We start from the raw sequence: 23,299 nt of genomic DNA, 5'->3' as shown, positions 1-23,299 counted from the left end.
CGTCCTTCAGGAGCATGCGGGCAGGCGCCGCGCAACGATGGTCATGAGCTGCCAGCGCAGGCCCAAGCGGCCATCGGGCAGGCGCTCCGTGCCCAGCATCGCCTCGGCAGCCCTGGCCGCCTCGCCGGGCGCACAGCGGCACAGGTCGAACAGGTCGCGGCAGAACCCGTCCCGCGCAGCCCGGTCGTCGAAGGCCCAATGAAAGGACACGTGCTCGTGCGACTGCGTGTCCCAGCCCGTCTCGCGCAGCGCCCGCAGCGTGTGCTGGCCCAGGAACCTGCCTTGGTGGCCGGTGCTGTTGCAGCGGCCTACAAAGCCGTCCAGGAAGCAGGCCACGGCCGAGGCCTCGGCCACGTCGGACAGGTAGCCGCCGCCGGCGGGCACGTCGGCCACCACCATGCCCGAGGCCAGCGCGGCACGCGCGAGCACTTGCGCAAACTCGGCGGCTTGCGCGCCGGGCTGGGTGCGCATCGCGCGCTCGCAGGCGCCGCCGCGGCGGTCGAAATGAGTCTGGTAGTCGTGCGCGGGCACGCACGCGGCCGCGCTCACGGTTTTGGCGCCGACGCGGCCTGGCCCTCCAGCAGCACGGTCGGGCAGCGCTCGGCCAGCTCGTAGCTGCCATGGCGCAGTGCCGTCATGCGAAAGGCCGGCGCGGCGCGCTCGGCCAGCTGCTGCAGCGTCGGAAAGGTGTAGCGGGTAGCCATGGCAGCGTAGGCGTCGATGGTGGCGATGGACTCGGCAGGCCAGCCCGTGCGCCGTTGCAGCTTGCCGCGGTCGGGAAAGAGGCGGTCGAAGGCGCTGAGGATGTCCGCGACGGCGATGCCGCCGTCGGTGCCGGCCTGCGCCATCGCCAGGCGCCACTTGAGCACGTGGAAGCTGCCAATGCGCCCGCCCAATGCCGCATCCGCCACCTCGGGCAATGTCTCCGTACGATCGGGGCGTACGTAGCAGCGCAGCACCAACGCGCCACCGGGCTTGAGCACGCGCGCCAGTTCGCCAAGGACCTGTCGCCACTGCGTTGCGCTGCCCAGGGCATTCAGGCTGCCGTCACCGGCCACCAGGTCCACGGAGGCCGCCGGCAACCCGGTGTCTTCCCACGCTGCCTGCCGTACCTGAGACGCGCGGTCAGGGTGCGGCTGCCACACCGAGGCAATGATCTCGGCGCTTTGGTCCAGCGCCAAAAGGCTGACGTGGGCTGGCCACGGCTGCTGCACCACCTGAGGCGTGACACCCAGCACCAGCAGCCGTGCCGGAAGCGGCGCGCGCGCGGCGAGCACTGGGCCGGCCAGCGCCAGGAGGTTGCGACCGTCCTCCGGTCCCGGACGCATAGGTGAGCCCAACTGCTGCCATTGCCGGGCATGGGCGCACCAGACGGCAGCCTGGGAGTGTTGCGTGGTCGCCGCTGAGAGAGACATGGCGGGAAAACCTTTCAGATCAAAAAGCACGGAGCGCAGGGCGGCAGCAATTCCGGATGGATTACCGGACCGGGTGCCTGCTACGGATGGGCAGCGAAGGTAACGCCCACCCGGCCAAGTCGGGCGCCGACTGCAGGGAGCTTCCCGGCGCTAGTGCCAACCAATTCCGCATTTCGGTCCGACTGACAGACCGCTGATGGCCTGGAGCAGAAAGGCAGTGCCTCCACTGCCGTTCCGAGGCTGCGTTTCAAGTACGTTTAGAACAGTTTCGGTAGGCACGCACGGACGCTGCCGACTGGAGCAAGCCGTGGCGGGCAGAGGAGCGTGGTGATATGCGCCGGCATAACCACGACGCGCGCTGCCCACGGGCAGTGCATCTCACTCTGTCGACAACATCACCATACTTGGCTGCTGATAACTTCAATCGGCCCAATTTATCCGCGACGGCACCTTGCGAATTGCCCCAGTTGAGCCAAGAGCTTTGTGTTTTGCCGCCGGGTAGCCCGTCCTCGTGTGGTCGAGGAAACAGTCACGGCTCGTCCTGGCCGAGCCCGATACGGCCCCGCCCCGCCGTGCCGTGCTGGCACGGCGGGGCGGGGCGGCGGCACGCGTAGTGGCTGTCTCGATTGATCCCGCCCCCCTTCACGCCTACCGTCACGGCCATGGACCGCCTGCCGCCGCTAAATGCCATCCGCGCCTTCGAGGCGGCCGCGCGCCACATGAGCATCACGCTGGCGGCCGATGAGCTGCACGTGACGCCCGGCGCAGTCAGCCGCCAGATCAAGACGCTCGAAGATGCCCTGGGCGTCCAGCTCTTCACCCGCGGCCATCGCAACGTCACGCTCACCCGTCAAGGGCAGGACTACTTCCGCGCCGTCACGCGCGCCATCGAGGTGCTGCGCGAGGGCACGCGCAAGCTCCAGCGCAGGCGCCAGCGCAAGCAGCTCAAGATCCGCGCCTACACCACCTTTGCCATGCGCTGGCTGATCCCGCGGCTCTCGGGCTTCCATGCCGCGCATCCCGACGTCGAGGTGCTGCTCAAGGCTTCGCTGGAGCCGGTGGACTTCCGCAACGAGGACATCGACGGCGCGATCCGCCTGGGCGACGGCAACTGGCCCGGCGCCCACGCCATCCGCCTGGTGGACAACGTCCTGGTGCCCGTGGCCAGTCCCGCGCTGCTCGGCGCCGGCCCGAAGCTCAGGCGCCCTGCGGACCTGGCCCACCACACGCTGCTGCACAGCAGCGCGCGGCCGGATGACTGGGGCTATTGGCTGGAGGCGGCCGGCGTGGGCGAGCAGATCGATGCCCGGGCCGGCATGACCTACGAAAGCTCGGCGATGAGCTACGCGGCAGCGGTCGAAGGCCAAGGCGTGGCCATCGCGCAGCGCTTCCTGGTCGAGAAGGACCTGCAGGAAGGCCGGCTCGTCACGCCGTTCAAGAAGGCCCTGGACATGGGCGACTTCACGTATTACCTGCTCACGCCTGCGCACCGCGAGGAGTCGCCCGACATGAAGCGGTTCAGGCTGTGGCTGCTGGAGCAGTTCCAGGCTGTTTGAGCGCCGTGCCGGCGGGCTCGGCGCAGTGCACCACCTGCGCGCAGTGCAGCGCCTCGATGTCCGCGTCGCTGAAGCCGCAGTCCTTCAACACCTGCCGCGTGTCCTGGCCGAGCGCGGGCGCGGCGCGATGCGCCTGCGCGTTGGCCTGGGCGCTGTTGACCGGGAAGCCGGGCTGCCTGATGCCGCCATGCCGCGCATGCCTCACTTCGGCCAGCATGCCGTTGGCGGCGACCTGGGGATGGCGCGCCACGTCCTCGTAGCTGGCCACGCGGGCGCAAAGGATGTCGGCGGCACCCAACAGCGTCAGCCACTCGTCGGTGCCGCGCGTGCGGAACGCGTCGGTGAGCAGAGGCACCAGGGCTTGCCGATGCGCCACGCGCAGCGGCGAGGTGGCAAAGCGTGCATCGGTGGCCAGGTGCGGCAGGCCCAGCAGCTCACACAGGCGCTGCCAGCGCTCGGGCATGTAGGCCGCCACCATCACCCAGCCGTCCCGCGTCTGGAACGCCTGGTTCGGCGCCGAATAGGGCGCGGCACTGCCGACCCTCTCGGGCAGCGCGCCATCGGCCAGCCAGCTCGTGAGCGAGGACTGCTGCAGCGCCAGCGCGCAGTTCAGCAGGTTCACGTCCAGGTGACCGCCCTGCCCGTCGCGCGTGCGCTGTGCCAGCTTGGCCAACACCGCCATGGCCGCCACGTAGCCCGTCATTACGTCCACCACCGGGGCCTGCACCTTGCACGGCTCCGAACCCTCCAGGCCGATCAGCCCCATCAGCCCCGAGTCCGCCTGGATGATGCCGTCCACGCCGGCATGTTCCGCACAGGGGCCGGACTGGCCATAGGCCGAGATCGAGCAGTAGATGAGCGCCGGATGCGCCTGCAGCAGTTGCTCGGCGCCCAGGCCCAGGCGCGCCATCACACCAGGGCGCATGCTCTCGACCACCACGTCCGCGCCGGCAACGAGGCGCCGCGCCACCGCCCGCCCCGCGTCACTCTTGAGGTCCAGCGCCACGCCCAGCTTGTTGCGGTTGAAGCCGTGGAACAACGCGGCGTCGTCGCCGATCCAGCCGGGCCCCAGGCCGCGGCCGAGCTCTCCTCCCGGCGGCTCGACCTTGATCACGCGTGCGCCCATGTCGGCCAGCAGCATGGTGCAGGTCGGGCCGGCGCCAATCTGCGTGAAGTCGATGACGGTCAGCCCGTCGAGTGCATTACGCAACATGTCGAGGCTCCTTCATGGGGGTGTCGTGCCGTGTCCTGGGCTTCATGGCGCCACCTTGATCCGGTTGTCGGCGATGACGCGCTCCCAGCGCTTGAGCTCCGTGCCGATGAAGGCCCTGAGCTCCGCAGGTGTCGAGGTCTGCGTCTCGAAGCCCTGCTGCGCCAGCTGCTTCGCCACGGCCGGGTCGTTGAGCGCCTGGACCATCGCCTCGTTGAGCCGGGCCACCACCTCCGGCGGCGTCCTTGCCGGCGCCAGCAGGCTGTACCAGAGGCTGGCGTCGTAGTTCTTCAGGCCGGCATCGCCGAAGGTGGGCAGCTCCGGCATGAGCGAAGTGCGCTTCTGGCCCGCGATGCCCAGCGCGCGCACCTTGCCGGACTGGACGTGCTGCGACACCGAGGCCAGCGTGGCGAATGACACCTGCACCTGCCCGGCGATCAGGTCCGTGATCGACAGGCCCGTGCCGCGGTAGGGCACGTGCAGCATCTCCGTCTGGTTGAGCTTGGCAAACACCTCGCCCGCCAGGTGCTGCGGCGTCCCGTTGCCGGGGCTGCTGTAGCTCAGCCTGCCGGGGTTAGCACGGGAGTAGGCCATGAACTCCTGCAGCGTCCTGTAAGGCTGCTCCGGGTGGCTCACCAGCACCATGGGCACCGAGGCCATGAGGCCCACGGGCTCGAAGTCGCGCTCGATGCGAAACGGCACCTTCATGCCCAGGAAAGGGTTCATCGTCACCTGGCTGGAAGCGACGACGAGGGTATAGCCGTCGGGCTCGGACCGAGCCACGAGCTCCGTGCCGAGGTTGCCGCCGGCGCCGGGCTTGTTCTCGATGACGATGGTCTGCCCCAGCAGCTGCCCCAGCCTGGGCGCGACGGCGCGCGCCAGGATGTCGTTGCCGCCACCGGGCGAGAAAGGCACGACGAGAGTGATGGGCTTGAGCTTCGGAAAAGCCGCCTGGCCCAGGGCCGGCAGCGCCAGGGACGCTCCCAGGCAGGCCGCGGCGGCGGCCAGGACGGTGCGGCGACGCAGTGTCGTGGTGGTCATGCTTGTCTCCTTCATCTCGTGCGGCCTCAGCGGCCGGTATAGACGGGCGCGCGCTTCTCGGCGAAAGCCTTGCGCCCCTCCAGGCGGTCCGCCGTGTCGCGCAGCACGCCCCAGGTCAGCTCGGTGAGCTGCTGGGCATCGGCGTCGCTCAGGTGCGGCGTCTGGCGCGACAGCCGCTTGACGGCCTGTACCGCCAGCGGCGCGTTGGCGGCGATGGCCTGCGCCAGCGCCAGGGCGCGCCCGCGCAGCGCCTCGGGCTCCAGCATCTCGCTGACCAGGCCGATGCGCCAGGCTTCGTCCGCGGCCACGCGCTCGCCCGTGAGCGCCATCTGCAGCGCGTGGGCCGACGGCACGGCGCGCAGCAGCCGGTGCAGCCCGGACACGGCCGGGATCGAGCCCACCCTCGCCTCCGGCAGCCCGAAACTGGCGTTGCTGGAAGCCAGGCGCAGGTCGCACTGCAGCGCAATCTCCAGCCCGGCGCCCAGGCAGTGGCCGTTGACGGCCGCGATCAGCGGCTTCCACAGGCTCAGGTCCGACAGGTCCATGAGCCGGATGTACAGGCCCAGGTCCGCGGCGCGCTCGGGGCTCTGGAACACCGCTTCCGGGTAGGTGGCCGGCGAGCCTTGCGTGCCCTTGAGGTCGGCACCCGCGCAGAAGGCCTTGCCGCCCTCCCCCGTGAGCACGGCCACGCGCAGGTCGTCGCGGTCCCGCACCGCGGCCAGGTGCGCGCGCAGTTCGCGCAGCGCCTCGACGTTCAGCGCATTGAGCGCTTCGGGGCGGGCGATGGTCAGCACCGCGACGGGGCCGATGGTCTCGAATCGGACGTTCATGGCCGCTCCCCTCACACGCTGGGCGAGGACAGGCTGCGCCCGCCGCACACGTACAGCACCTGCCCCGTGACATAGGACGCGGCAGGGTCCAGGAAGAAGGCCACGGCGTTGGCGATGTCCTCGGCCGTGCCGATGCGCTGCACCGGCACCGAGGCCTGCAGCCGCGCCTGCACTTCCGGCGCGAAGTTGCGGAACAGCGGCGTGTCCACGATGCCCGGCGCCACTGCGTTGACCGTGACGCCCTTGGCCGCGAACTCGATGGCCAGCGAGCGCGTGAGGCTGACCACGCCACCCTTGGCCGCCGAGTAGTTGGCCTGCCCGAAGCCGCCCAGCCAGGCGCGCGACGAGAGGTTGACGATGCGCCCGAAGCCGCGCTCGACCATGCCCGGCAGCACGGCGCGGCAGCACAGGAACTGCGAGCGCAGGTTGGTGTCGATGACGAAGTCCCAATCCTCGTCGCGCATCTTCAGGAAGCGCATGTCGCGCACGGCGCCGGCGTTGTTGACCAGGTGGTCGATGCGGCCGGCCTTGGCGACGACCTGCGCCATGGCGGCATCGACGGCGGCCGAGTCGGTGAGGTCCGCCGTGGCGCCCAGAACATCGAGATCCTGCGCGGCGAGCGCAGCAACCGCTTCCTGCAGCGCCGCGGCGTCCCGATCCAGCAGGGCGACGGTGAGCCCTTCGCACGCCAGGCGCCGTGCGATCCCCAGGCCGATGCCGCGGGCGGCACCCGTGACGACGGCCACCTGGCCGGCTTCGAATCGGTGGCTGCCCATGGTCAGACTCCCAGCAGGTGCACGGAGGAGGCCGCGTGGTCCACGCCGGCGATGCCGCCGCCGGTGCACTGCGTCAGGCCAATCCGGGCGCCCGGCACCTGGCGCGCGCCGGCACGCCCCTGCAGCTGCCACAGGATCTCCACCATCTGCGCCACCCCCGTGGCGCCCAGCGGGTGGCCCTTGGCCAACAGCCCGCCGCTGGGGTTGACCGGCACGCGGCCGCCCAGCGCCGTGGCGCCGGAGTGCAGCAGCGGCACCGCCTCGCCGCGCCGGGCCAGGCCCAGTGCTTCGTAGTACAGCAGTTCGGCAATGGTGAAGGCGTCGTGCAGCTCCACCACGTTCACGTCGCCCGGGCTCACGCCGGCCTGCTCGTAGGCCTGGCGCGCGGCGCGGGCCGTGATCTCGGCGTCCAGGATGTCGTCGCGCGCCTCCTCGCGCAGGCCCGACACCACGGACGAGGCCAGCACCTTCACCGGCCGGCGCTCGCCGCGCCGGCGCGTGCCCAGCACCACCGCCGCGGCGCCGTCCACCTGCGAGGGACAGCACTGCAGCAGCGTCAGCGGGTCGGCGATCATGCGCGAGGCCAGCACTTCCTCCAGCGTGGTCTCGCTGCGCTGCTGCGCGTACTCGTTGAGCGCGCCGTGGCGACGGTTCTTCACCGCGACGGCGGCAAGGTCTGCGGGCGTGGCACCGCGCTCGTGCAGGAAGCGCGTGCCGCGCATCGCGTACACCGCCGGCAGCACCATGCCGGCCCTGGCGTACAGCTCGGTCTTGTGGTCGTTGCGCTGCAACGGGATGGTGCCACCGCCCAGCGCCGTGAGCTGCTCGATGCCCAGCACCAGCACGGTGTCGTACTGTTGCGCCAGCAACGCATGGCGCGCCAGGTGCACGGCCGTTGCGCCGCTGGCGCAGGCGTTCTCGACGTTGTAGACGGGGATTCCCTTGAGCCCCAGGTCGCGCACGACGAGCTGGCCCAGGATCATGCCGCCCAGCACGTTGGCGCAATAGACGGCCTGGATCTCGCCGCGGGACACGCCCGTGTCCTCCAGCGCTTTGAGGATCGCCTGCTGCGCCAGCTCCGGGGCGAGTACGCCCGGGTGCTTGCCGAAGCGCGTCATCGCGCCGCCGTGGATGTAGATCTCTTGCATGGTGTGTTTCCTCGCGTGGCGTCAGGCCTGCACGGCTTCGAAGACGTAGCCGAAGCGTTCGTCGGGGCGGGCGGCGTAGCGCTCGCCGATGGCCGGGCGAGCCTGGCCGTTGAGGCGGCCGAAGACGCGCAGCGGGCCGGGCAGGTCCACGTAGCCCAGCGCGTAGGGCGCCTCGCCGCTCCTGGGGCTGGGGTGGATGACGGTGAAGCTGTAGACCTCCCCCACGGCAGCCACGGGCACAGTCTCGTGGAGCGGCGCCATCGGGGAGTCAGCGCTCAATACCGGGAAGACCAACTCGCCGGAATCATGGTCGCGGGAGGCCAGCAGCGCGGGCTCGGGCGCGTTGCGCCACAGGGGATAAGAGGGTTCAGACACGATGTCTCCTTGGTAGAGAACTCAGAACTTGCTGCGACTGCAGTGCTGCAAGTTTTCGTGCACGAGGGGGATCTACACAAACGAGAAATGCGGCGTGTTCGCTTGAGGTAAACGCAAGCGAAGGCAGCGTCTGCGCTGCGGCACCCAGTGTTCAGCCGCGGTCGCGCGCCTGCAGCCGCTCCACCGCGAAATCGATGAACAGCCGAGCCCGGGGCGGCAGGTGCGCACGCTGGGCGTAGTAGACGTACAGACCGAAACGCTCGGTGGTGTGGCGCGCCAGCAGGCGCACCAGCAGCCCCTGCGCCACCAGCGGCGCGGCCAGGTAGCTGGGCAGTTGCCCGATGCCGATCCCCCCGAGCACCGCAGCCACCTCGGCATCCACGTCGTTGGTCTCGAACTGCGCGGGCAGATCGGTGTGGACGGTGTTGCCCGCTTCCTGGTATTCCCAGGGCGCACGCCTGCCGGTGCTGACGTAACGAAAGCCCGTGCAGCGGTGCCGGGACAGGTCGTCCCACGTCTTGGGGCGGCCGTGGCGCTCGAGGTAGGCCGGCGCGGCGCAGATCCAGTGCTGCAGGTCCATCAGGCGCCGCACCACGACGTTGCGCTCCACGCCTGCGCCCATGCGGAAGCCCACGTCGATCTGCGCGGCCGTGATGTCCGTGTGGCGGTCCTCCAGTTCCAGGTCCACTCGCAGTGCCGGGTGCAGTTCCATGAACGGCCCGATCAGCGGCAGCACCAGGTGCTGTCCCACCGAGCGCGGCGCGGTCACGCGCAGCGTGCCGCCGACCTCGCCGCGCGCCGAGCGCGTGCCCTCCATGGCGGTGCGGATCACGGACAGCGCCGGCGTGACTTGCGCCAGCAGCCGCGCGCCCTCCTCGGTGAGCTGCAGCTGACGCGTCGTGCGGTGCAGCAGCCGCACGCCGAGTCGCCCCTCCAGCGCGGCGACAAGCTTGCTGGTGGCCTGGGGCGCCACGCCCAGCTCGATGGCCGCGCGCCTGAAGCTGCCCAGCTCCACCACGCGGGCGAAAGTCGAAAGCGCCTTCAGATCGTCCATGGCATTGGCAACCTGGGGTTGTGGATCAGTTGCCAATTATCGGCCTAGCAGGCGGCAATGCCGCCACCTAGATTTGCCCTCGTGCTCACCGCACACCCCCCACCCCTCACGAAAGGAAACGCCATGTCCACCTCGTCCAACAAGGTCTGGTTCATCACCGGTGCGTCCCGCGGCTTCGGCCTGGAAGTGGCGCGCGACGCGCTGCGGCGCGGCGACGCCGTGGTCGCCACCGCCCGCAAGCCCGAGGCCGTCACAGGCGCGCTCGGCGAGCACGAGCGGCTGCTGGCCGTGGCGCTCGACGTCACCGACGAGGCGCAAGCCGTGGCCGCCGCCGCGGCGGCAGTGGCCCGCTTCGGCCGCATCGACGTGCTGCTCAACAACGCCGGCTACGGCCTGCTCGGCGCCGTCGAGGAGGCCAGCGCGCAGGAAGTCGAGCGCCAGTTCGCCACCAACGTCTTCGGGCTGCTGAACGTGACCCGCGCGGTGCTGCCGCACATGCGCCGAGCGGGCCGCGGGCACGTCGTCAACATCTCCTCCATCGGCGGCTACGGCGCCTACACGGGCTGGGGCGTCTACGGTGCCACCAAGTTCGCCGTGGAAGGACTGACCGAGGCGCTGGCCCAGGAGCTTGCGCCGCTGGGCCTGCATGCCACGGTGGTCGAGCCGGGCTTCTTCCGCACCGACTTCCTGGACGACGCCTCGCTGGTGCGTACCCGGCGCGAGATCGGCGACTACGCAGCCAGCGTCGGCGTGATGCGCAGCGCCATGGCCTCAGCCAACCACCAGCAGCCCGGCGATCCGAAGAAGCTGTCGCAGGCGCTGCTCCAGCTCGCTGACGCCGCCCAGCCGCCGGTGCGGCTGCCCTTGGGTTCGGACACCGTGGCGCGCATCGGCGAGAAGCACCGCTTCGTCGAAGCCGAGCTGAACGCATGGCGGCACGTGGCCGTTTCGACCGACCACGACGACGCAGCCTGATGACGCCTTGCGCAGGCGCGCCGGCTTGAGCTTTCCGCAACGCTGGCGCGCGAGGAACTCGTTTGAGGGACGCCGAGCCCGTACCTAGATTCAGGGGGACAGGAGTTGTCGTCGAGTCAATCAGGAGCAGGCCATGACGTCTTCAAACCCCCAATCGTCGCCCGCGTACGAGTTGCGTTTCCAGCACTTGGTCAACCCGGAACGCTGCTTTGCCTTCCCCTGTGACGCCCAAGGCCGCGTCGACATGGATGCGCTGAGCGAGCGGGCCCTGAACAGCTACCTGTTTGCACGCGCGCTGATGGGACGCGACACCTCCACGCCCGTGGTATGCCAATGCTGATGCTCGGCCAGGTTGATTTTTTCTCAAACCAGTCCGCAGAAAAAGTCGATTGTCCGCGGGTAGGCGCATGGAGAACCATGCGCCTCATGCAACGGACGAGGTTCGCATGAACACACGGCAAGAACAGGTTATGGCGACAGTGAGCCCACGTTTGGTCGGGCCAGACTTCATCCTCGAAGCACGTGGACTGAGCAAGGCATTTCTCGGCTTCGTCGCTGTCGACGAGGTCGACTTCAAAGTGCGCCGGGGCTCGATCCACGCGCTCATCGGCCCCAACGGCGCCGGCAAGTCCACCTTCTTCAACTTGTTGACGAAGTTCCTGAAGCCTACCAGCGGCTCGATCCACTTCGAGGGCGAGGACGTGACGCACGAATCCCCGGCCCGGCTCGCACGCAATGGCTTGGTACGTTCGTTCCAGATCTCCGCCACGTTCCCCCACCTGACGCTGCTGCAGAACGTTCGCATCGCACTGCAGCACCGCCTTGGCGCGACCTTTGCGTTCTGGAAGCCGGCCCGCACGCTGCGGCGGCTGGACCCGCGCGCAATGGAACTGCTCGACGCCGTCGGCCTCGCCAGCCTTGCGCACGCGACGGCCGCGCAGCTGCCCTACGGACGCAAGCGCGCGCTGGAGCTGGCCACCACGCTGGCGCTGGAGCCGAAGCTGCTGCTGCTGGACGAGCCCACGCAAGGCATGGGGCACGAGGACGTCGGCATGGTGACCGAGCTGATCCAGCGGGTCGCTGCCGACCGAACGGTGCTGATGGTCGAGCACAACATGGCCGTCGTCTCGCGCATCGCCGACACCATCAGCGTGCTCCAGCGCGGCCAGATCATTGCCGAGGGGTCGTACGACGAGGTTTCGCGCAATCCGGCGGTCATCGAAGCCTACATGGGCAAGCGCTGCGACAACCTGGGGAGCCAGCATGGCTGACGACGCAACCGAAGTGCTGAGCGTGCAGCGCCTGCATGCGCACTATGGCGAATCGCACGTGCTGCACGGCGTGGACTTCAAGGTGCACGAGGGCGAGGTGGTGACGCTGCTCGGCCGCAACGGAGCCGGACGCACCACCACGCTGCGCGCCATCCTCGGCCTCACAGATCGCCGCTCGGGCTCCGTGCGCTTCAAGGGCCACGAAACCATCGCGCTGCCCACGCACCGCATCGCCGCGCTTGGCCTGGGCTACTGCCCCGAAGAGCGAGGCATCTTCGCCGGCCTGAGCTGCGAGGAGAACCTCACGCTGCTGCCGATGCTGGCTGAGGGCGGTATGCCGCTGGACGAGATCTACGCCATGTTCCCGAACCTGTGGGAACGCCGCGGCAGCCCCGGCACGCGCCTGTCCGGCGGCGAGCAGCAGATGCTTGCGCTGGCTCGCATCCTGCGCACCGGCGCACGCGTGCTGCTGCTCGACGAGATCTCGGAAGGCCTTGCGCCGGTGATCGTGCAGACGCTCGCCGATGCCATTACCGAGCTGCGGCGACGGCGCTACACGATCGTCCTCGTCGAGCAGAACTTGCACTTCGCCGCGCCGCTGGCCGATCGGCATCTGCTGATGGAGCACGGCCGCATCGTGGCCGACATCGCGCGCGACGAAGTGGCCCGCCGGGACGGCGTTTTCCGCGAATACCTCGGTGTCTGACCCCCACCCCAGTCCATACCCAAGGAGACAGCCCATGAAGATCGATGCACCCACGCGGCTTGCCGCATGCGCACTCGCGCTGGCCGGGGCGGCGCCCTGCCTGCATGCACAGACGCGCGGCCCGTCCGACGACGTCGTGAGGATCGGCGTGATGACGGACATGGCGTCGCTGTACTCCGACTTCTCCGGCAAGGGCTCGGTCGAGGCCGTGAAAATGGCCGTCGAGGACTTCGGCGGCAAGGTGCTCGGCAAGCCGGTTGAAGTAGTTGTCGCCGACCATCAGAACAAGACCGACGTCGCTTCGGCCAAGGCGCGCGAATGGTTCGACAGCAGGAAGGTCGATGCCATCGTCGGCCTGGTGTCGTCCGGCACGGCGCTGGCCGTCAACGAGGTAGGCCGCCAGAAGGGACGTGTCGTCATCGTGACCGCGGCTTACACCTCGCTGCTCACGCAGGAGCAGTGCGCGCCCTACACCATCCATTACCAGGTCAACACGACGGCGCTCACCAGCACGCCGCGGATGCTGGTCAAGCGCGGCGCGGACAGTTGGTACTTCCTGACGGCCGACTACACCTTCGGCCACACCATGGAGCGCGAGGCTGGCGAGGCCATCAAGGCCGGCGGCGGCAGGGTGGTCGGCTCCTCCCGGCATCCGCTCAACGCGTCCGACTTCTCCTCCTTCCTGCTGCAAGCCCAGGCTTCGGGCGCCAAGCTCATCGGCTTGGCCAACGCCGGTGGCGACACCATCAACGCGATCAAGTCGGCCAACGAGTTTGGCCTCACGCGCGGCGGCAAGCAGTCGCTGGTGGCGATGAAGATCTACGAGACCGACGTCAACGGCATGGGCCTGCCCGTGGCACAGGGCCTCTACACCACCGCCAGCTTCTACTGGGACCGCGACGACGCCAGCCGCGAGTGGGCCGAGCGCTTCTTCAAGCGCGCAGGCAAGATGCCCACCGAGGTGCACGCGGCCGACTACTCGGCAACGGCCAACTACCTCAAGGCCGTGGCCGCCGCCGGGACCGACGATGCAAAAAGCGTCGTGGACAAGCTCCGTGCAACGCCGATCAGCGACTTCTACGCCCGCAACGCCCGGGTGCGCGCCGACGGCATGCTGGTAAAGGACCTCTACGTCGTGCAGGTCAAGAAGCCGGCCGAATCGAAGCGCGCCTGGGACGTGTTCAACGTGGTTTCGACCATCCCCGGCGACGAGGCTTTCGCGCCGCTGCAGGGCAGCCGTTGCCCGCTGCTCAAGCCCTGAGCCGGAAGACGATGGCCATGGACACTCTGTTCGGTGTTCCCATCCCCGGCCTGCTGGGCCAAGTCGTGATCGGGCTGGTCAACGGCTCGTTCTACGCGATGCTGAGCTTGGGGCTGGCGGTGATTTTCGGCGTGCTGCGGGTGATCAACTTCAGCCACGGTGCCTTCTACATGTGCGGCGCCCTGCTCGCCTGGGCCGGCCTGGCCTGGGCCGGCATCGGCTACTGGATGGCGCTGCTGCTGGCGCCGCTGATTGTGGGCGTGGCCGGCGCCCTGGTCGAGCGGCATCTGCTGCGCAAACTCTACAAGGCGGACCCGCTCTACGGGCTGCTGCTCACCTTCGGCGTGGCGCTGCTGCTCGAAGGCGTGCTGCTCAATGCCGTGGGCTCCTCCGGCCTGCCCTACGCGCCACCGCCGGCCCTGGCCGGCGGCATCGACCTCGGCTTCATGGTGCTGCCGGTGTACCGCGCCTGGGTGGTGGCCGGTTCGCTCGCCATCTGCCTGTCCACCTGGCTCGTCATCGAGCGCACGAAGCTTGGCGCCTACCTGCGGGCCGGCACGGAGAACCCGCGCCTTCTCCAGGCATTCGGCGTGAACGTGCCCGCGCTCGTCACGGCCACCTATGGCGCGGGCGTCGCGCTCGCGGCACTGGCCGGCGTGCTGGCGGCGCCGGTCACGCAGGTCAGCCCGCTGATGGGATCGAACCTGCTCATCGTCGTCTTCGCGGTGGTGGTCATCGGCGGCATGGGCTCGGTGCTCGGCGCCATCGTCACCGGCCTGGCGCTGGGCGTGCTGGAAGCGCTGGCCAAGGTCTTCTATCCGCAGTTCGCGACCACCGTCGTCTTCCTGGTCATGGTGGTCGTGATCCTTGTTCGCCCCGCGGGGCTCTTCGGGAGGCAGGCATGACGTCCCCGTACACGTGGCTCGGCTGCGCCGCGGCAACCTTGGCGCTGCTGCTGGCCCCGACAGCCCTCTACCCGGTCTTCCTGATGAAGGCGCTGTGCTTCGCGCTGTTCGCCTGTTCCTTCAACCTGCTGCTGGGCTTTGCCGGGCTGGTGTCCTTCGGCCATGCGGCCTTCTTTGCCGCGGCGGCCTACACCACCGCTCACCTCGCCAAGGCATACGCCATCGCCATGCCGCTGGCTGTCGGCGCCGGCGTGCTGGTGGCCGCGGCGATGGGTTGGGCCATGGGCAGCCTCGCCATCCGGCGCCAGGGCATCTACTTCTCGATGATCACCCTGGCGCTCGCGCAGCTGGTGTACTTCTACTTCGTGCAGGCGCCCTGGACGGGCGCGGAGGACGGCATCCAGGGCGTGCCCCGGGGAACGCTGTTCGGCCTGGTGGCCCTCGACGACAACCTGTCCATGTACTACGTCGTCGCCGCGGTGGCCGCAGCGGGCTTCTGGTTCATTCACCGCATCGTCCACTCGCCCTTTGGCGAGGTGCTCAAGGCCATCCGCGAGAACGAGCCGCGCGCCGTTTCGCTTGGCTACGACGTGGACCGCTACAAGCTCCTCGCGTTCGTGCTGTCCGCGGCACTGGCGGGTCTGGCGGGCTCGATCAAGGTGCTCGCGCTGCAGGTGGCGTCGCTGCAGGACGCGCACTGGCACATGTCGGGCGAAGTGATGCTGATGACGCTGCTAGGCGGCCTCGGGACCATCGTCGGTCCGGTCGTCGGCGCGTTCTTCGTGACCGGCCTGGGGCACTACCTCACGGACGTCGGTTCGTGGATCGTCGCGATCACCGGCGCCATCTTCATCGCGGTCGTGATGCTCTTCCGCAAGGGCATCGTCGGCGAGCTCAACGAATTCCTGCGGCGCAAGCGGATGCGCGCGCTGCTGATCACCACAGTGCAAGGAAAGGAGACAGCGCAATGACAAAGGATGCCGTAGGTTTCATCGGCCTGGGTGCCATGGGGCGGCGCATGGTGCTGCACCTTCTGAAGGCCGGCTACGAGGTGTTCGTGTGCGACCCGGACAGCGATGCCGTCGCGGCGGTGGCGATGCATGGCGCGGCCCGCTGCGAGACGCCGCGCCACGTGGCTGACAACGCGGACATCGTGCTCGTGTGCGTCCCGACGCCGGACATCGTCGAGCAGGTGGTGCTGGGCAACGCCGGGATCCGCCACGGGCAGCGGGCCGCCATCGTCGTCGATCATTCGACGACCGGCCCTAGCGTTGCGCGCCGGCTCGCGCAAGTGCTTGCCGAGCAGGGGATCGCCTCGCTCGATGCGCCGCTGGCCGGCGGCGTGGCAGGTGCCCAAGCCGGGACGCTGTCGGTGATGGTTGGCGGCGACCTGGCGGCCTACAGGCGTTGCGAGCCCGTGTTCCAGGCTTTCGGGCGCAACGTGGTGCACGTAGGAGCTCGGCCCGGCATGGGCCAGGTGCTCAAGCTGGTCAACAACATGATCGTCGCCTCGACGCTCACCACCACCTGCGAGGCGGTGCTCTTCGGCATCAAGAGTGGGCTCGATGCGCAAGTGCTGCTGGACATGCTCAACGCCAGCACGGCGCGCAGCTTCGCCAGCGAAGCGATCGTGAGCAAGACGATCCTCGATCGGCAGTTCGACTTCGGCTTCCGCATGGACCTCATGCGCAAGGACCTGCGCCTGTTCCTGTCCGAAGCCGAGACCGTGGGCGTGCCCAGCTTCGCGGCTTCCGTGTCCAAGCAGTTCTTCGACCGCGCCATCGCGGCGGGCCACGGCGCCGAGGACATGACTCGCGTGGCCCAGGAGCTGGAGATGCTGGCCGAAGCGCGTATCGAGCGCACGGCATAGCGGCCGAGCCTGGCTCCCCGTCTCACACGATCCAGACCCGAGGAGATGACGATGCACGCCCGAATCCTGAACTTCGTGCACGGGCGGTCCGTGCCTGCCGCACAAGGACGCTACGTCGACAAGTTCGACCCGCGCACCGGCCAGAAGGCGGCCGAGGTCGCCTGCAGCTCGCCCGCAGAGGTCCACCAGGCGGCCGCTTCCTGCGCGGCCGCCTTCGAGGCCTGGCGCGAACTGCGTCCCACCGAGCGCGGGCGCCACCTGGTGGAACTTGCACGCGTGATCCGACGCCATGGTGGAAGCCTTGGCCACATCGAATCCCGCGAGACCGGCAAGCCAGGCCGGGAGATGGGCTCACTGATCGACCTGGTCGCCCAGTTCTTCGAGTACTACGGCGGGCTGGCAGGCGCCATGGACGGCGAATTGGTCGATGTCGGGGCCGCGTACCATTCGTACGTGCGGCGCGAGCCTTTCGGCGTGGTCGGCGTGATCCTGCCGTGGAACGCGCCGCTGCACCAGGCAGCCCGCGCCATCGCCCCGGCGCTGGCGGCCGGCAACACCGTGCTGGCCAAGCCGTCGGAACACACGCCGGGCTCGCTGGTTGAACTGGCGCGGCTGGCGGTGGACGAAGCGGGGCTGCCGCCGGGCGTGCTCAACGTGGTACTGGGCGAGGGACCGGACATCGGGCCGGCGATGGTCGAGAGCCCGCACCTGCGCAAGATCTCCTTCACCGGCAGCGTGCGCGCCGGGCAGGCCCTGGGACGCATCGCGGCCGATCGTATCCTGCCGCTGACGCTGGAGCTGGGCGGCAAGTCGGCCAACATCGTCTTCGACGACGCCGACCTGCAAGCGGCGGCGGCGGGCTCGGCACGCGCTTTCACCTGGAACAGCGGCCAGTGGTGCGCCGCGGGCACGCGGCTGCTGGTGCAGCGCTGCATCCATGACGACTTCGTCGCGCGGCTGGTGGAATCGGTGCGGCAGGTCCGGGTCGGACCCGAGTTCGACGCCACGGCCGGGCCGATCACCACGCGCCAGCAGTACGAGAAGATCCTGGGTTACTTCGACATGGCGGCCCGCGCCGGGCTCAAGCCGGCCATTGGCGGCCACCTGCCGCGCGAGGAGCGGCTGCAGGACGGCTGGTTCATCGAGCCCACCATCTACACCGGTGTGAGCAACGACATGCCGCTGGCGTGCGAGGAGATCTTCGGCCCGGTGCTGTGCGTGATTCCCTTCGAGGACGAGGCTGACGCGGTGCGCATCGCCAACGACTCGCCCTTTGGATTGGCAGCCGGCATCTGGAGCCGCGACGTCGGCCGGGTGCACCGCGTCGCTGCCAAGCTGGAGGCTGGACGTATCGTCGTCAACGAGTACGGCGGCGGCTTCGTGCAGAACCCGTGCGGGGGCTACAAGCAAAGCGGCTATGGCCGAGAACAGGGCCTGGACGCGTTGGCCCATTACACCCAACCGAAGTCCGTGATCATCCGGCTGTAGCGCGACGATAGGTGTAGCGGTCAGCAGCGGCTTTGGGTGCTTCCTGAGGACTGGCAGGCTGCAGGGTGCAGCGAACCGCCCTGCGGGGCGTGCGCCGAGCCGAACTATCGGCGTATCCCTTTCTCGCTCTTGGTAGACGAAATGTGTTGATAACGACGATTGGCCTTGACCTGGCCAAGAACGTTTTCTAAGTTCATGGAGCAAACGAACACGGCAAGCCTGTGCTGCGCAAGCAGCTGCGGCGCGATCAGCTCCTGCCGTTCTTCGCTAACCTGCCTGTCTGTGTCATCGGTATGGAGGCATGCGGCGGCGCCCACCATTGGGCATTGGGCCCGCAAACTGCAAGCGCTGGGTCATACGGTGAAGTGACCTTGCCCCTGTTTCCCGTAGTTCTTAGCCGTCGTTCTATGCGGCGTTCTTGTGCTGTGCCGCATGCCAGCGTTGCTCGTACTGCATAGGGCTCAAGTAGCCCAGCGAGGAATGCAGCCGGCGGTAGTTGTAGAAGGTCATCCAGGCAACGACCTCGTCCATTGCCTGGCGCAGCGTCGCGAAGTTGCGGCCGTGCAGTCTGCCCACCTTGAGGTGCCCCCACAAGCTTTCCGTCGGGGTGTTATCCCAACAGTTTCCCTTACGGCTCATGGATGAGCGCATGCCATAGCCACGCAGGACCCTCTGGAACTCGTGACTGCAGTACACCAGCGAAGACTTCCAGACGCTGCTTAAGGACCAGGGCATCACCTGCAGCATGAGCCGTCGCGGCGACTGCTGGGACAACGCCGCCATGGAAAGCATCTTCAGCACGTTGAAGACCGAGCGCGTGAGCCGCAAGGTCTACCGCAGTCGCGATGAGGCACGCGCAGACGTGTTCGACTACATCGAGCGCTTTTACAACCAGCAGCGCCGACACTCGACGCTGGACTTCGTCAGCCCAGTCCAGTTCGAACAGAAGCTACAGGGCTAACAAAGGCGTCCGGAGAACCGGGGGAAGCCCAGGCGGGGGCGGGTGTTACGGAAGCGGCATCTGTGCAGCTGCTCCATGCACGCCGTGCAACTCGTCCTGGCGGCTTGGTTCGCACGACCGCCGCGGCAAACAGGCTTAAGCCCTCCCCTTCGTCGTTCCGGCAGCCGGCGCGTTGGGTAGAAGGTGCATCGGCACATTGCAGCCCGTTCGATTCGCCAACGCGGGGGACCGGTGAACCTTGACCGCATCGACTTGAACCTGATCCGGGTCCTCGACGTCATCCTGGAGGAGCGCAACCTGGCCCGTGCCGGACTGCGCCTGCATCTGAGCCAGTCGGCCGTGAGCCATGCCCTGGCACGCATGCGCGAAGCAATCGGCGATGAGTTGTTTGTACGGACAGGCAAGGGGCTGGAGCCCACGGCACGCGCGCTGGCGATGGCGCCCCTGCTGCGTGAGGCCCTGACCCGCATCAAGCAATCGCTGGGCGTACAGCCATTTGATCCTCAGCGGTCGACGCGGCGCTTCACCATCGCTGCCAACGATCACATCACCGCGGTGTTCGTTGCCCGATTGAGCCGACGCCTCGGGACAGGGGCGCCAGGCATCACGCTGGTCGTCCAGCCGTCAACGCGGCTCGACCTGGCCGAGCAGCTCGATGTCGGGTGCATCGACCTGGCGATCGGCTTATTTGCCGAAGTCCCTGGTCGCCTGCGCTGCCACAGCTTGGCCACGCTGAAGGAAGTGGTGGTAATGCCCAAGGGACACCCTGGCGCGCGTCGCCGTTTCACGCTGGAGGATCTGGCCCGATACCCGCTCCTCGCAGTCTCTGTCGGCGGCGACGATGAAGGTGCCGTCGGTGGCTTCATCGTGGAGAGAGGGCTTGCGCGCCAGTCGGAAATGTTCGACCGCCGTTCGCTGGAGGAAGCCCTGAAGGATGCCGGCCTGGCGCCCAACATTCGGGTCACCGTGCCGCATTCGCCCGCGATCCCGAGCCTGCTCATCGACTCGGACATGCTGTCCATCGTTCCAGAAACGTTGGCGCAGGAGTTTGCCGCGAGCAGCCGGATACTGGTTCGCCAGCTGCCCTACGACGCGCCTGGAACAGTGCTCCGGGCGGTCTGGCATCGGCGCAACGATCACGATGCCGCGTGCCTCTGGCTGCTGGGCGAAGTTCGTGCCGTGGCGCAGGCCTATGCATCGTGATGGCCCAGGCCCGGCCCATGCAGCGCCGGCTCCGCACGCAGCCGCTGTGCTGCGAAGTCAACGAAGGCCCGCACCTTGGCGGCCGCCTTGCGCCCGGCCGGATAGACCAAGTGCACCGGCACGGGCGGCGGCTCCCAAGCCTGCAGCACCGCGCGCAGCTGCCCTTGCGCCAGCGGCCGGGCCACCTGGTATGAGAGCGCCCGCGTCAGCCCGTGCCCGGCCATGGCGGCCTCGATGGCCACCTCACCCAGGTTGGTGATCCACGGCATGTGGGGCTGTACGGTGTGCGAGCCGCCGCCTGGTTGCGAAAAGGTCCAATGCGTGCCGCCCACGCCGGTTTGCGTGAAGCCGATCGCCTGGTGGCCGGCCAGCTCCTCGGGCGCAAGCGGCTCGCCGTGCGCTTCAAGGTAGGCCGGCGAAGCGACGGTCACTCGCCGCACCGATCCCACCTGGACGGCGGTCATGCCGGAGTCGGGCAGTTCGGCGATGCGCACCGCGACGTCGAAGCCCTCGTCGACCAGGTTCACGATGCGATCGACGAACAGCGTGCGCACGCTGACCCTGGGATGCTGGTGAAGGAAGTCCAACAGGATGGGGGCGACGTGCAGGCGCCCGAACAGCACCGACGCCGTGATCGACAGCAGCCCCTGAGGCTCGACATGCGCGCCGCGCGCCACGGCTTCGGCCTCATCCAGTTCGGACAGGATGCGCTTGCCGTCGGCCAGGAAACGCTCGCCCACCTCGGTCAGGCGCACGCTGCGCGTGGTGCGCTCCAGCAGCCGTGCCCCCAGGTGCCGCTCCAGCGCCGCGATGGAGCGCGTGACGGCAGGCGCGGACAGGCACAGTTGGCGCGCAGCCGCCGCGAACCCGCCCGCCTCGGCCACGGCGACGAACACGCGCAAGTTCATCAGTTCGGACATTGCATCATTTCAGTGATTGAAATAGTGAAGTGTCCGTGACGGCCGTTCAGTTCATCAGCCGCAACGGATACCTTGGATGCCTGTCTCAGCTTTCCTGGAGGTCGTCATGGACAACCACCGCGTCATCCGGCTATACGGGTATCCGCTATCAGGCCACGCCCATCGCGTCCGGCTGTTCCTGTCGCTGTTGGGGCTGCCGCACGAGGTCATTGACGTGGACCTGGCACGCGGTGAGCACAAGCGGCCCGAGTTCCTGGCCTTGAACCCGCTGGGACAGGTACCGGTGATCGATGACGGCGACTTCACGCTGGCCGACAGCAACGCGATCCTGGTGTACTTGGCCAGCCACTACGACCAGGGCGGGCACTGGCTGCCCACCGAGCCGCAAGCCATGGCCCAGGTCCAGCGCTGGCTCGGCATCGCGGCCGGACCGCTCCATGCAGGGCCCGGGCTGGCGCGGGTGGAGGTAGTGTTCTCGCGCCCCCGCGATCCCCAGCGCCACGAAGTCGCCGCGCAGCTGTTCGCCATGATGAACGCGCACTTGGCCGCGCAACCCTTCCTCGTGGGCCATGGCCCCACCATTGCCGACGTGGCGCTCTACACCTACACGGCGCACGCGCCTGAAGGCGGCGTGTCACTGCAGCCTTATGGGCACGTGCGAGCCTGGCTAGAACGCATCGAAGCCCTGCCCCGCTTCGTCGGCATGGTTCGCAACCCGACGGCCGAGCCGCCGGCAGCCTGAGGAGCTTCTGCGATGAGCGAGACTTTTCCGAACACCGGCCGGCCGCAAGGTGATGCCCCCTTCCACGCCGGCGAGCAGGCCCTGCAGGCGCGCGTCGGGGTGCTGGATCGCATGCAGCAGATTGGCCGCCGCGTCATTCGCGACCACATGCCCGAGGAGCACCGCGAACTGTTCCAGAAGCTGCCCTTCATGCTGCTCGGTGCACTGGACAGCGCGCAACGCCCCTGGGCATCGATGCTGGCTGGCGAGCCGGGCTTCATCACCGCGCCCGATGCCTACAGCCTGCGCATCGCCGCGCTGCCGCATGCGCAGGACGCGCTGACCGATGCAGTGCAAGCCGGCGTGCAGGTTGGGCTGCTCGGCATCGAGCTGGCCACCCGGCGTCGCAACCGGATGAACGGCCCGGTGGTTGAGCGTGGCGAGGGATATTTCGGCGTCCAGGTGCAGCAAAGCTTCGGCAACTGCCCGAAGTACATCCAGGCGCGCGAGCTGCGGCTGCAGCCGGAAACCCCGGCATCCGGCCCGGCCCTCGTGACGACCGGGCCGTTGGCTGCCGAAGCCGCGGCTTGCATTGCGCAGGCAGACACCTTCTTCATCGCCACAGCCGCAGCCGATGCGGCTTTGGGGTCCACGGCGGCCAACGGCGGCGTTGACGTGTCGCATCGTGGGGGCAAACCGGGCTTCGTGCGCGTCACGCAGGAGAACGGGCACACCGTGCTGACCTCACCGGACTTCGTGGGCAACTTCTTCTTCAATACGCTGGGCAACCTGCAGGTGAACCCGCGCGCCGGCCTGCTGTTCGTGGATTTCGCGCAGGGCCACCTGCTGCAACTCACCGGCGAGGCGCAAGTGATCTGGGAGGGCAAAGAGCTGGCGGCCTTCGCCGGCGCGCGACGCCTGCTGAAGTTCCGCGTAGATGAGGCCCGGTGGCGGCCACGCGCATGGCCGCTGCGCGCGGCGAGCGTGGGCTATGCCGCGCAGCTGGCGTCGACAGGGTCATGGGATGCCATGGCGGTTGCCGCTCCCGGCCGCACTCTGCAAGACCTTGGCGGCGCCAGCTAGAAGGTAGCGCCCAGGCGATAGCCCGGAGACTGTGTCGCCGCGGTGGGAAGCGGCGACGCAGCAGTCGGCAGCGGTTGAGATGCTCCGTCGGGATAGGCGCTGACGTTTTCGCGATAGCAAGGTCCAAGGCAAACATTGATTATGAGAATTGATAAGGCGCATTATCATTACCATGAAAAAACATCGTCAGCAGTACGTGCCGCTGCTTTTCCCTGCCCATTGGGCAGGCTTGACAAGGGGTTGGCACAGCACGGTCGGTTCATCACGCCTGTAGCTTCGCACCTCACGGCATGTGACTCCAGTCTGCGGCCCTGGCACACAGCTTCCGCCGGCATGGGCCGGCATGAGCGTGCTCGCAGCGGCGGATCGGGACAGGACTGGCGCCACGGGCGCCGCCCCCATGCACCGGGCACTCACTGGCGCGGGACGGCGGTTTGGCCGCCCCTCGCGTCCCTGCAATCGAGCAACGGGAACCGGAGGCTCGCCCCGCAGCACCCGCTTCTGCGAGCGGCCCGATGGAAACGCATCCG

Annotated in this window: 23 protein-coding genes and 3 pseudogenes; 15 read left to right on the top strand and 11 right to left on the bottom strand. The window is 68.5% G+C overall.

Annotated elements, in window-relative coordinates; genetic code table 11:
• Positions 1–6: 6 nt before the first annotated feature.
• Together FJ694_RS03400 and FJ694_RS03395 are read right to left on the bottom strand one after the other, a co-directional pair.
• Entirely contained in the window at positions 7–549 is a 543-nt protein-coding gene (locus tag FJ694_RS03400) for a hypothetical protein (RefSeq protein ID WP_157264321.1), read from the bottom strand.
• Positions 546–1,328, bottom strand: coding sequence for a methyltransferase domain-containing protein (locus FJ694_RS03395; protein ID WP_157264320.1), 783 nt, complete (start codon positions 1,326–1,328; stop codon positions 546–548). Before FJ694_RS03395 ends, FJ694_RS03400 begins: the two co-directional genes overlap by 4 nt.
• Positions 1,329–2,077: 749 nt before the next feature.
• Between FJ694_RS03395 and gcvA the strand changes: the two genes are divergently transcribed.
• The gene (gene gcvA / locus FJ694_RS03390; protein WP_157264430.1) at positions 2,078–2,971 is read left to right on the top strand and encodes a transcriptional regulator GcvA; all 894 of its coding nucleotides are present in this window, start codon (positions 2,078–2,080) and stop codon (positions 2,969–2,971) included.
• On the opposite strand, the gene FJ694_RS03385 is transcribed toward gcvA, so the two are convergent.
• The 7 genes from FJ694_RS03385 to FJ694_RS03355 all read right to left on the bottom strand — a co-directional run bounded on the left by FJ694_RS03385 (position 2,934) and on the right by FJ694_RS03355 (position 9,405).
• Positions 2,934–4,184, bottom strand: coding sequence for a CaiB/BaiF CoA transferase family protein (locus FJ694_RS03385; protein ID WP_157264319.1), 1,251 nt, complete (start codon positions 4,182–4,184; stop codon positions 2,934–2,936). The two genes, gcvA and FJ694_RS03385, sit on opposite strands and share 38 nt — an antisense overlap.
• 42 nt (positions 4,185–4,226) lie before the next feature.
• Positions 4,227–5,222 carry a tripartite tricarboxylate transporter substrate binding protein gene (locus FJ694_RS03380; RefSeq protein WP_157264318.1) on the bottom strand — a complete coding sequence of 332 codons (996 nt, stop codon included), beginning with the start codon at positions 5,220–5,222 and terminating at the stop codon, positions 4,227–4,229.
• A gap of 26 nt (positions 5,223–5,248) precedes the next feature.
• Positions 5,249–6,052, bottom strand: coding sequence for an enoyl-CoA hydratase/isomerase family protein (locus FJ694_RS03375; protein WP_157264317.1), 804 nt, complete (start codon positions 6,050–6,052; stop codon positions 5,249–5,251).
• Positions 6,053–6,063: 11 nt separating this feature from the next.
• Positions 6,064–6,828 carry an SDR family oxidoreductase gene (locus tag FJ694_RS03370; protein WP_157264316.1) on the bottom strand — a complete coding sequence of 255 codons (765 nt, stop codon included), beginning with the start codon at positions 6,826–6,828 and terminating at the stop codon, positions 6,064–6,066.
• Positions 6,829–6,830: 2 nt separating this feature from the next.
• Positions 6,831–7,976: a thiolase family protein gene (locus FJ694_RS03365; RefSeq protein ID WP_157264315.1), complete on the bottom strand. Its 1,146-nt coding sequence runs from the start codon at positions 7,974–7,976 to the stop codon at positions 6,831–6,833.
• Positions 7,977–7,997: 21 nt separating this feature from the next.
• Positions 7,998–8,351, bottom strand: a complete 354-nt coding sequence (locus tag FJ694_RS03360; protein WP_157264314.1) for a Zn-ribbon domain-containing OB-fold protein — start codon at positions 8,349–8,351, stop codon at positions 7,998–8,000.
• Between the two features lie 151 nt (positions 8,352–8,502).
• Complete coding sequence (locus FJ694_RS03355; protein ID WP_157264313.1) at positions 8,503–9,405, bottom strand: LysR family transcriptional regulator; 903 nt, start codon at positions 9,403–9,405, stop codon at positions 8,503–8,505.
• 123 nt (positions 9,406–9,528) lie between these two features.
• Between FJ694_RS03355 and FJ694_RS03350 the strand changes: the two genes are divergently transcribed.
• The 10 genes and pseudogenes from FJ694_RS03350 to FJ694_RS03305 all read left to right on the top strand — a co-directional run.
• Positions 9,529–10,380: an oxidoreductase gene (locus FJ694_RS03350; RefSeq protein ID WP_157264312.1), complete on the top strand. Its 852-nt coding sequence runs from the start codon at positions 9,529–9,531 to the stop codon at positions 10,378–10,380.
• 133 nt (positions 10,381–10,513) lie between these two features.
• Entirely contained in the window at positions 10,514–10,720 is a 207-nt protein-coding gene (locus tag FJ694_RS03345) for a hypothetical protein (RefSeq protein ID WP_157264311.1), read from the top strand.
• Between the two features lie 106 nt (positions 10,721–10,826).
• Positions 10,827–11,651 carry an ABC transporter ATP-binding protein gene (locus tag FJ694_RS03340; protein ID WP_232539881.1) on the top strand — a complete coding sequence of 275 codons (825 nt, stop codon included), beginning with the start codon at positions 10,827–10,829 and terminating at the stop codon, positions 11,649–11,651.
• Complete coding sequence (locus tag FJ694_RS03335; RefSeq protein WP_157264310.1) at positions 11,644–12,357, top strand: ABC transporter ATP-binding protein; 714 nt, start codon at positions 11,644–11,646, stop codon at positions 12,355–12,357. Before FJ694_RS03340 ends, FJ694_RS03335 begins: the two co-directional genes overlap by 8 nt.
• Before the next feature lie 34 nt (positions 12,358–12,391).
• Complete coding sequence (locus tag FJ694_RS03330; protein WP_157264309.1) at positions 12,392–13,618, top strand: ABC transporter substrate-binding protein; 1,227 nt, start codon at positions 12,392–12,394, stop codon at positions 13,616–13,618.
• A gap of 17 nt (positions 13,619–13,635) precedes the next feature.
• Positions 13,636–14,523: a branched-chain amino acid ABC transporter permease gene (locus FJ694_RS03325; RefSeq protein WP_157264308.1), complete on the top strand. Its 888-nt coding sequence runs from the start codon at positions 13,636–13,638 to the stop codon at positions 14,521–14,523.
• A complete protein-coding gene (locus tag FJ694_RS03320) occupies positions 14,520–15,494 on the top strand; it encodes a branched-chain amino acid ABC transporter permease (protein ID WP_157264307.1) in 975 nt (324 codons plus the stop codon). The genes FJ694_RS03325 and FJ694_RS03320 overlap by 4 nt, the downstream gene beginning before the upstream one ends.
• Positions 15,425–16,393, top strand: a complete 969-nt coding sequence (locus FJ694_RS03315; protein WP_232539887.1) for an NAD(P)-dependent oxidoreductase — start codon at positions 15,425–15,427, stop codon at positions 16,391–16,393. Before FJ694_RS03320 ends, FJ694_RS03315 begins: the two co-directional genes overlap by 70 nt.
• A gap of 51 nt (positions 16,394–16,444) precedes the next feature.
• Complete coding sequence (locus tag FJ694_RS03310; protein ID WP_157264305.1) at positions 16,445–17,881, top strand: aldehyde dehydrogenase family protein; 1,437 nt, start codon at positions 16,445–16,447, stop codon at positions 17,879–17,881.
• A 143-nt stretch (positions 17,882–18,024) separates the two neighbouring features.
• A pseudogene (locus FJ694_RS03305) lies at positions 18,025–18,247 on the top strand (IS110 family transposase); the annotation flags it as partial.
• 39 nt (positions 18,248–18,286) lie between these two features.
• Here FJ694_RS03305 and FJ694_RS03300 read toward each other — a convergent pair.
• Positions 18,287–18,574: pseudogene (locus FJ694_RS03300) on the bottom strand (integrase core domain-containing protein); the annotation flags it as partial.
• Between FJ694_RS03300 and FJ694_RS03295 the strand changes: the two are divergent.
• Positions 18,570–18,842, top strand: a pseudogene (locus FJ694_RS03295) (integrase core domain-containing protein); the annotation flags it as partial. The pseudogenes FJ694_RS03300 and FJ694_RS03295 sit on opposite strands and share 5 nt — an antisense overlap.
• A gap of 231 nt (positions 18,843–19,073) precedes the next feature.
• Positions 19,074–20,045, top strand: a complete 972-nt coding sequence (locus FJ694_RS03290; protein ID WP_157264304.1) for a LysR family transcriptional regulator — start codon at positions 19,074–19,076, stop codon at positions 20,043–20,045.
• On the opposite strand, the gene FJ694_RS03285 is transcribed toward FJ694_RS03290, so the two are convergent.
• Positions 20,033–20,965: a LysR substrate-binding domain-containing protein gene (locus tag FJ694_RS03285; RefSeq protein WP_157264303.1), complete on the bottom strand. Its 933-nt coding sequence runs from the start codon at positions 20,963–20,965 to the stop codon at positions 20,033–20,035. The genes FJ694_RS03290 and FJ694_RS03285 overlap by 13 nt on opposite strands.
• A gap of 76 nt (positions 20,966–21,041) precedes the next feature.
• Here FJ694_RS03285 and FJ694_RS03280 point away from each other — a divergent pair, with 76 nt between their 5' ends.
• Both FJ694_RS03280 and FJ694_RS03275 read left to right on the top strand, forming a co-directional pair.
• The gene (locus tag FJ694_RS03280; protein WP_232539880.1) at positions 21,042–21,707 is read left to right on the top strand and encodes a glutathione S-transferase family protein; all 666 of its coding nucleotides are present in this window, start codon (positions 21,042–21,044) and stop codon (positions 21,705–21,707) included.
• Positions 21,708–21,719: 12 nt separating this feature from the next.
• The gene (locus FJ694_RS03275; RefSeq protein WP_157264302.1) at positions 21,720–22,769 is read left to right on the top strand and encodes a pyridoxamine 5'-phosphate oxidase family protein; all 1,050 of its coding nucleotides are present in this window, start codon (positions 21,720–21,722) and stop codon (positions 22,767–22,769) included.
• Positions 22,770–23,299: the final 530 nt, after the last annotated feature.

It is taken from the genome of Azohydromonas aeria (assembly GCF_009760915.1).
Taxonomy (GTDB): domain Bacteria; phylum Pseudomonadota; class Gammaproteobacteria; order Burkholderiales; family Burkholderiaceae_C; genus Azohydromonas; species Azohydromonas aeria.
The sequence above is the reverse complement of the archived record's forward strand: the minus strand, read 5'-3'. Positions and strand labels throughout refer to the sequence as shown.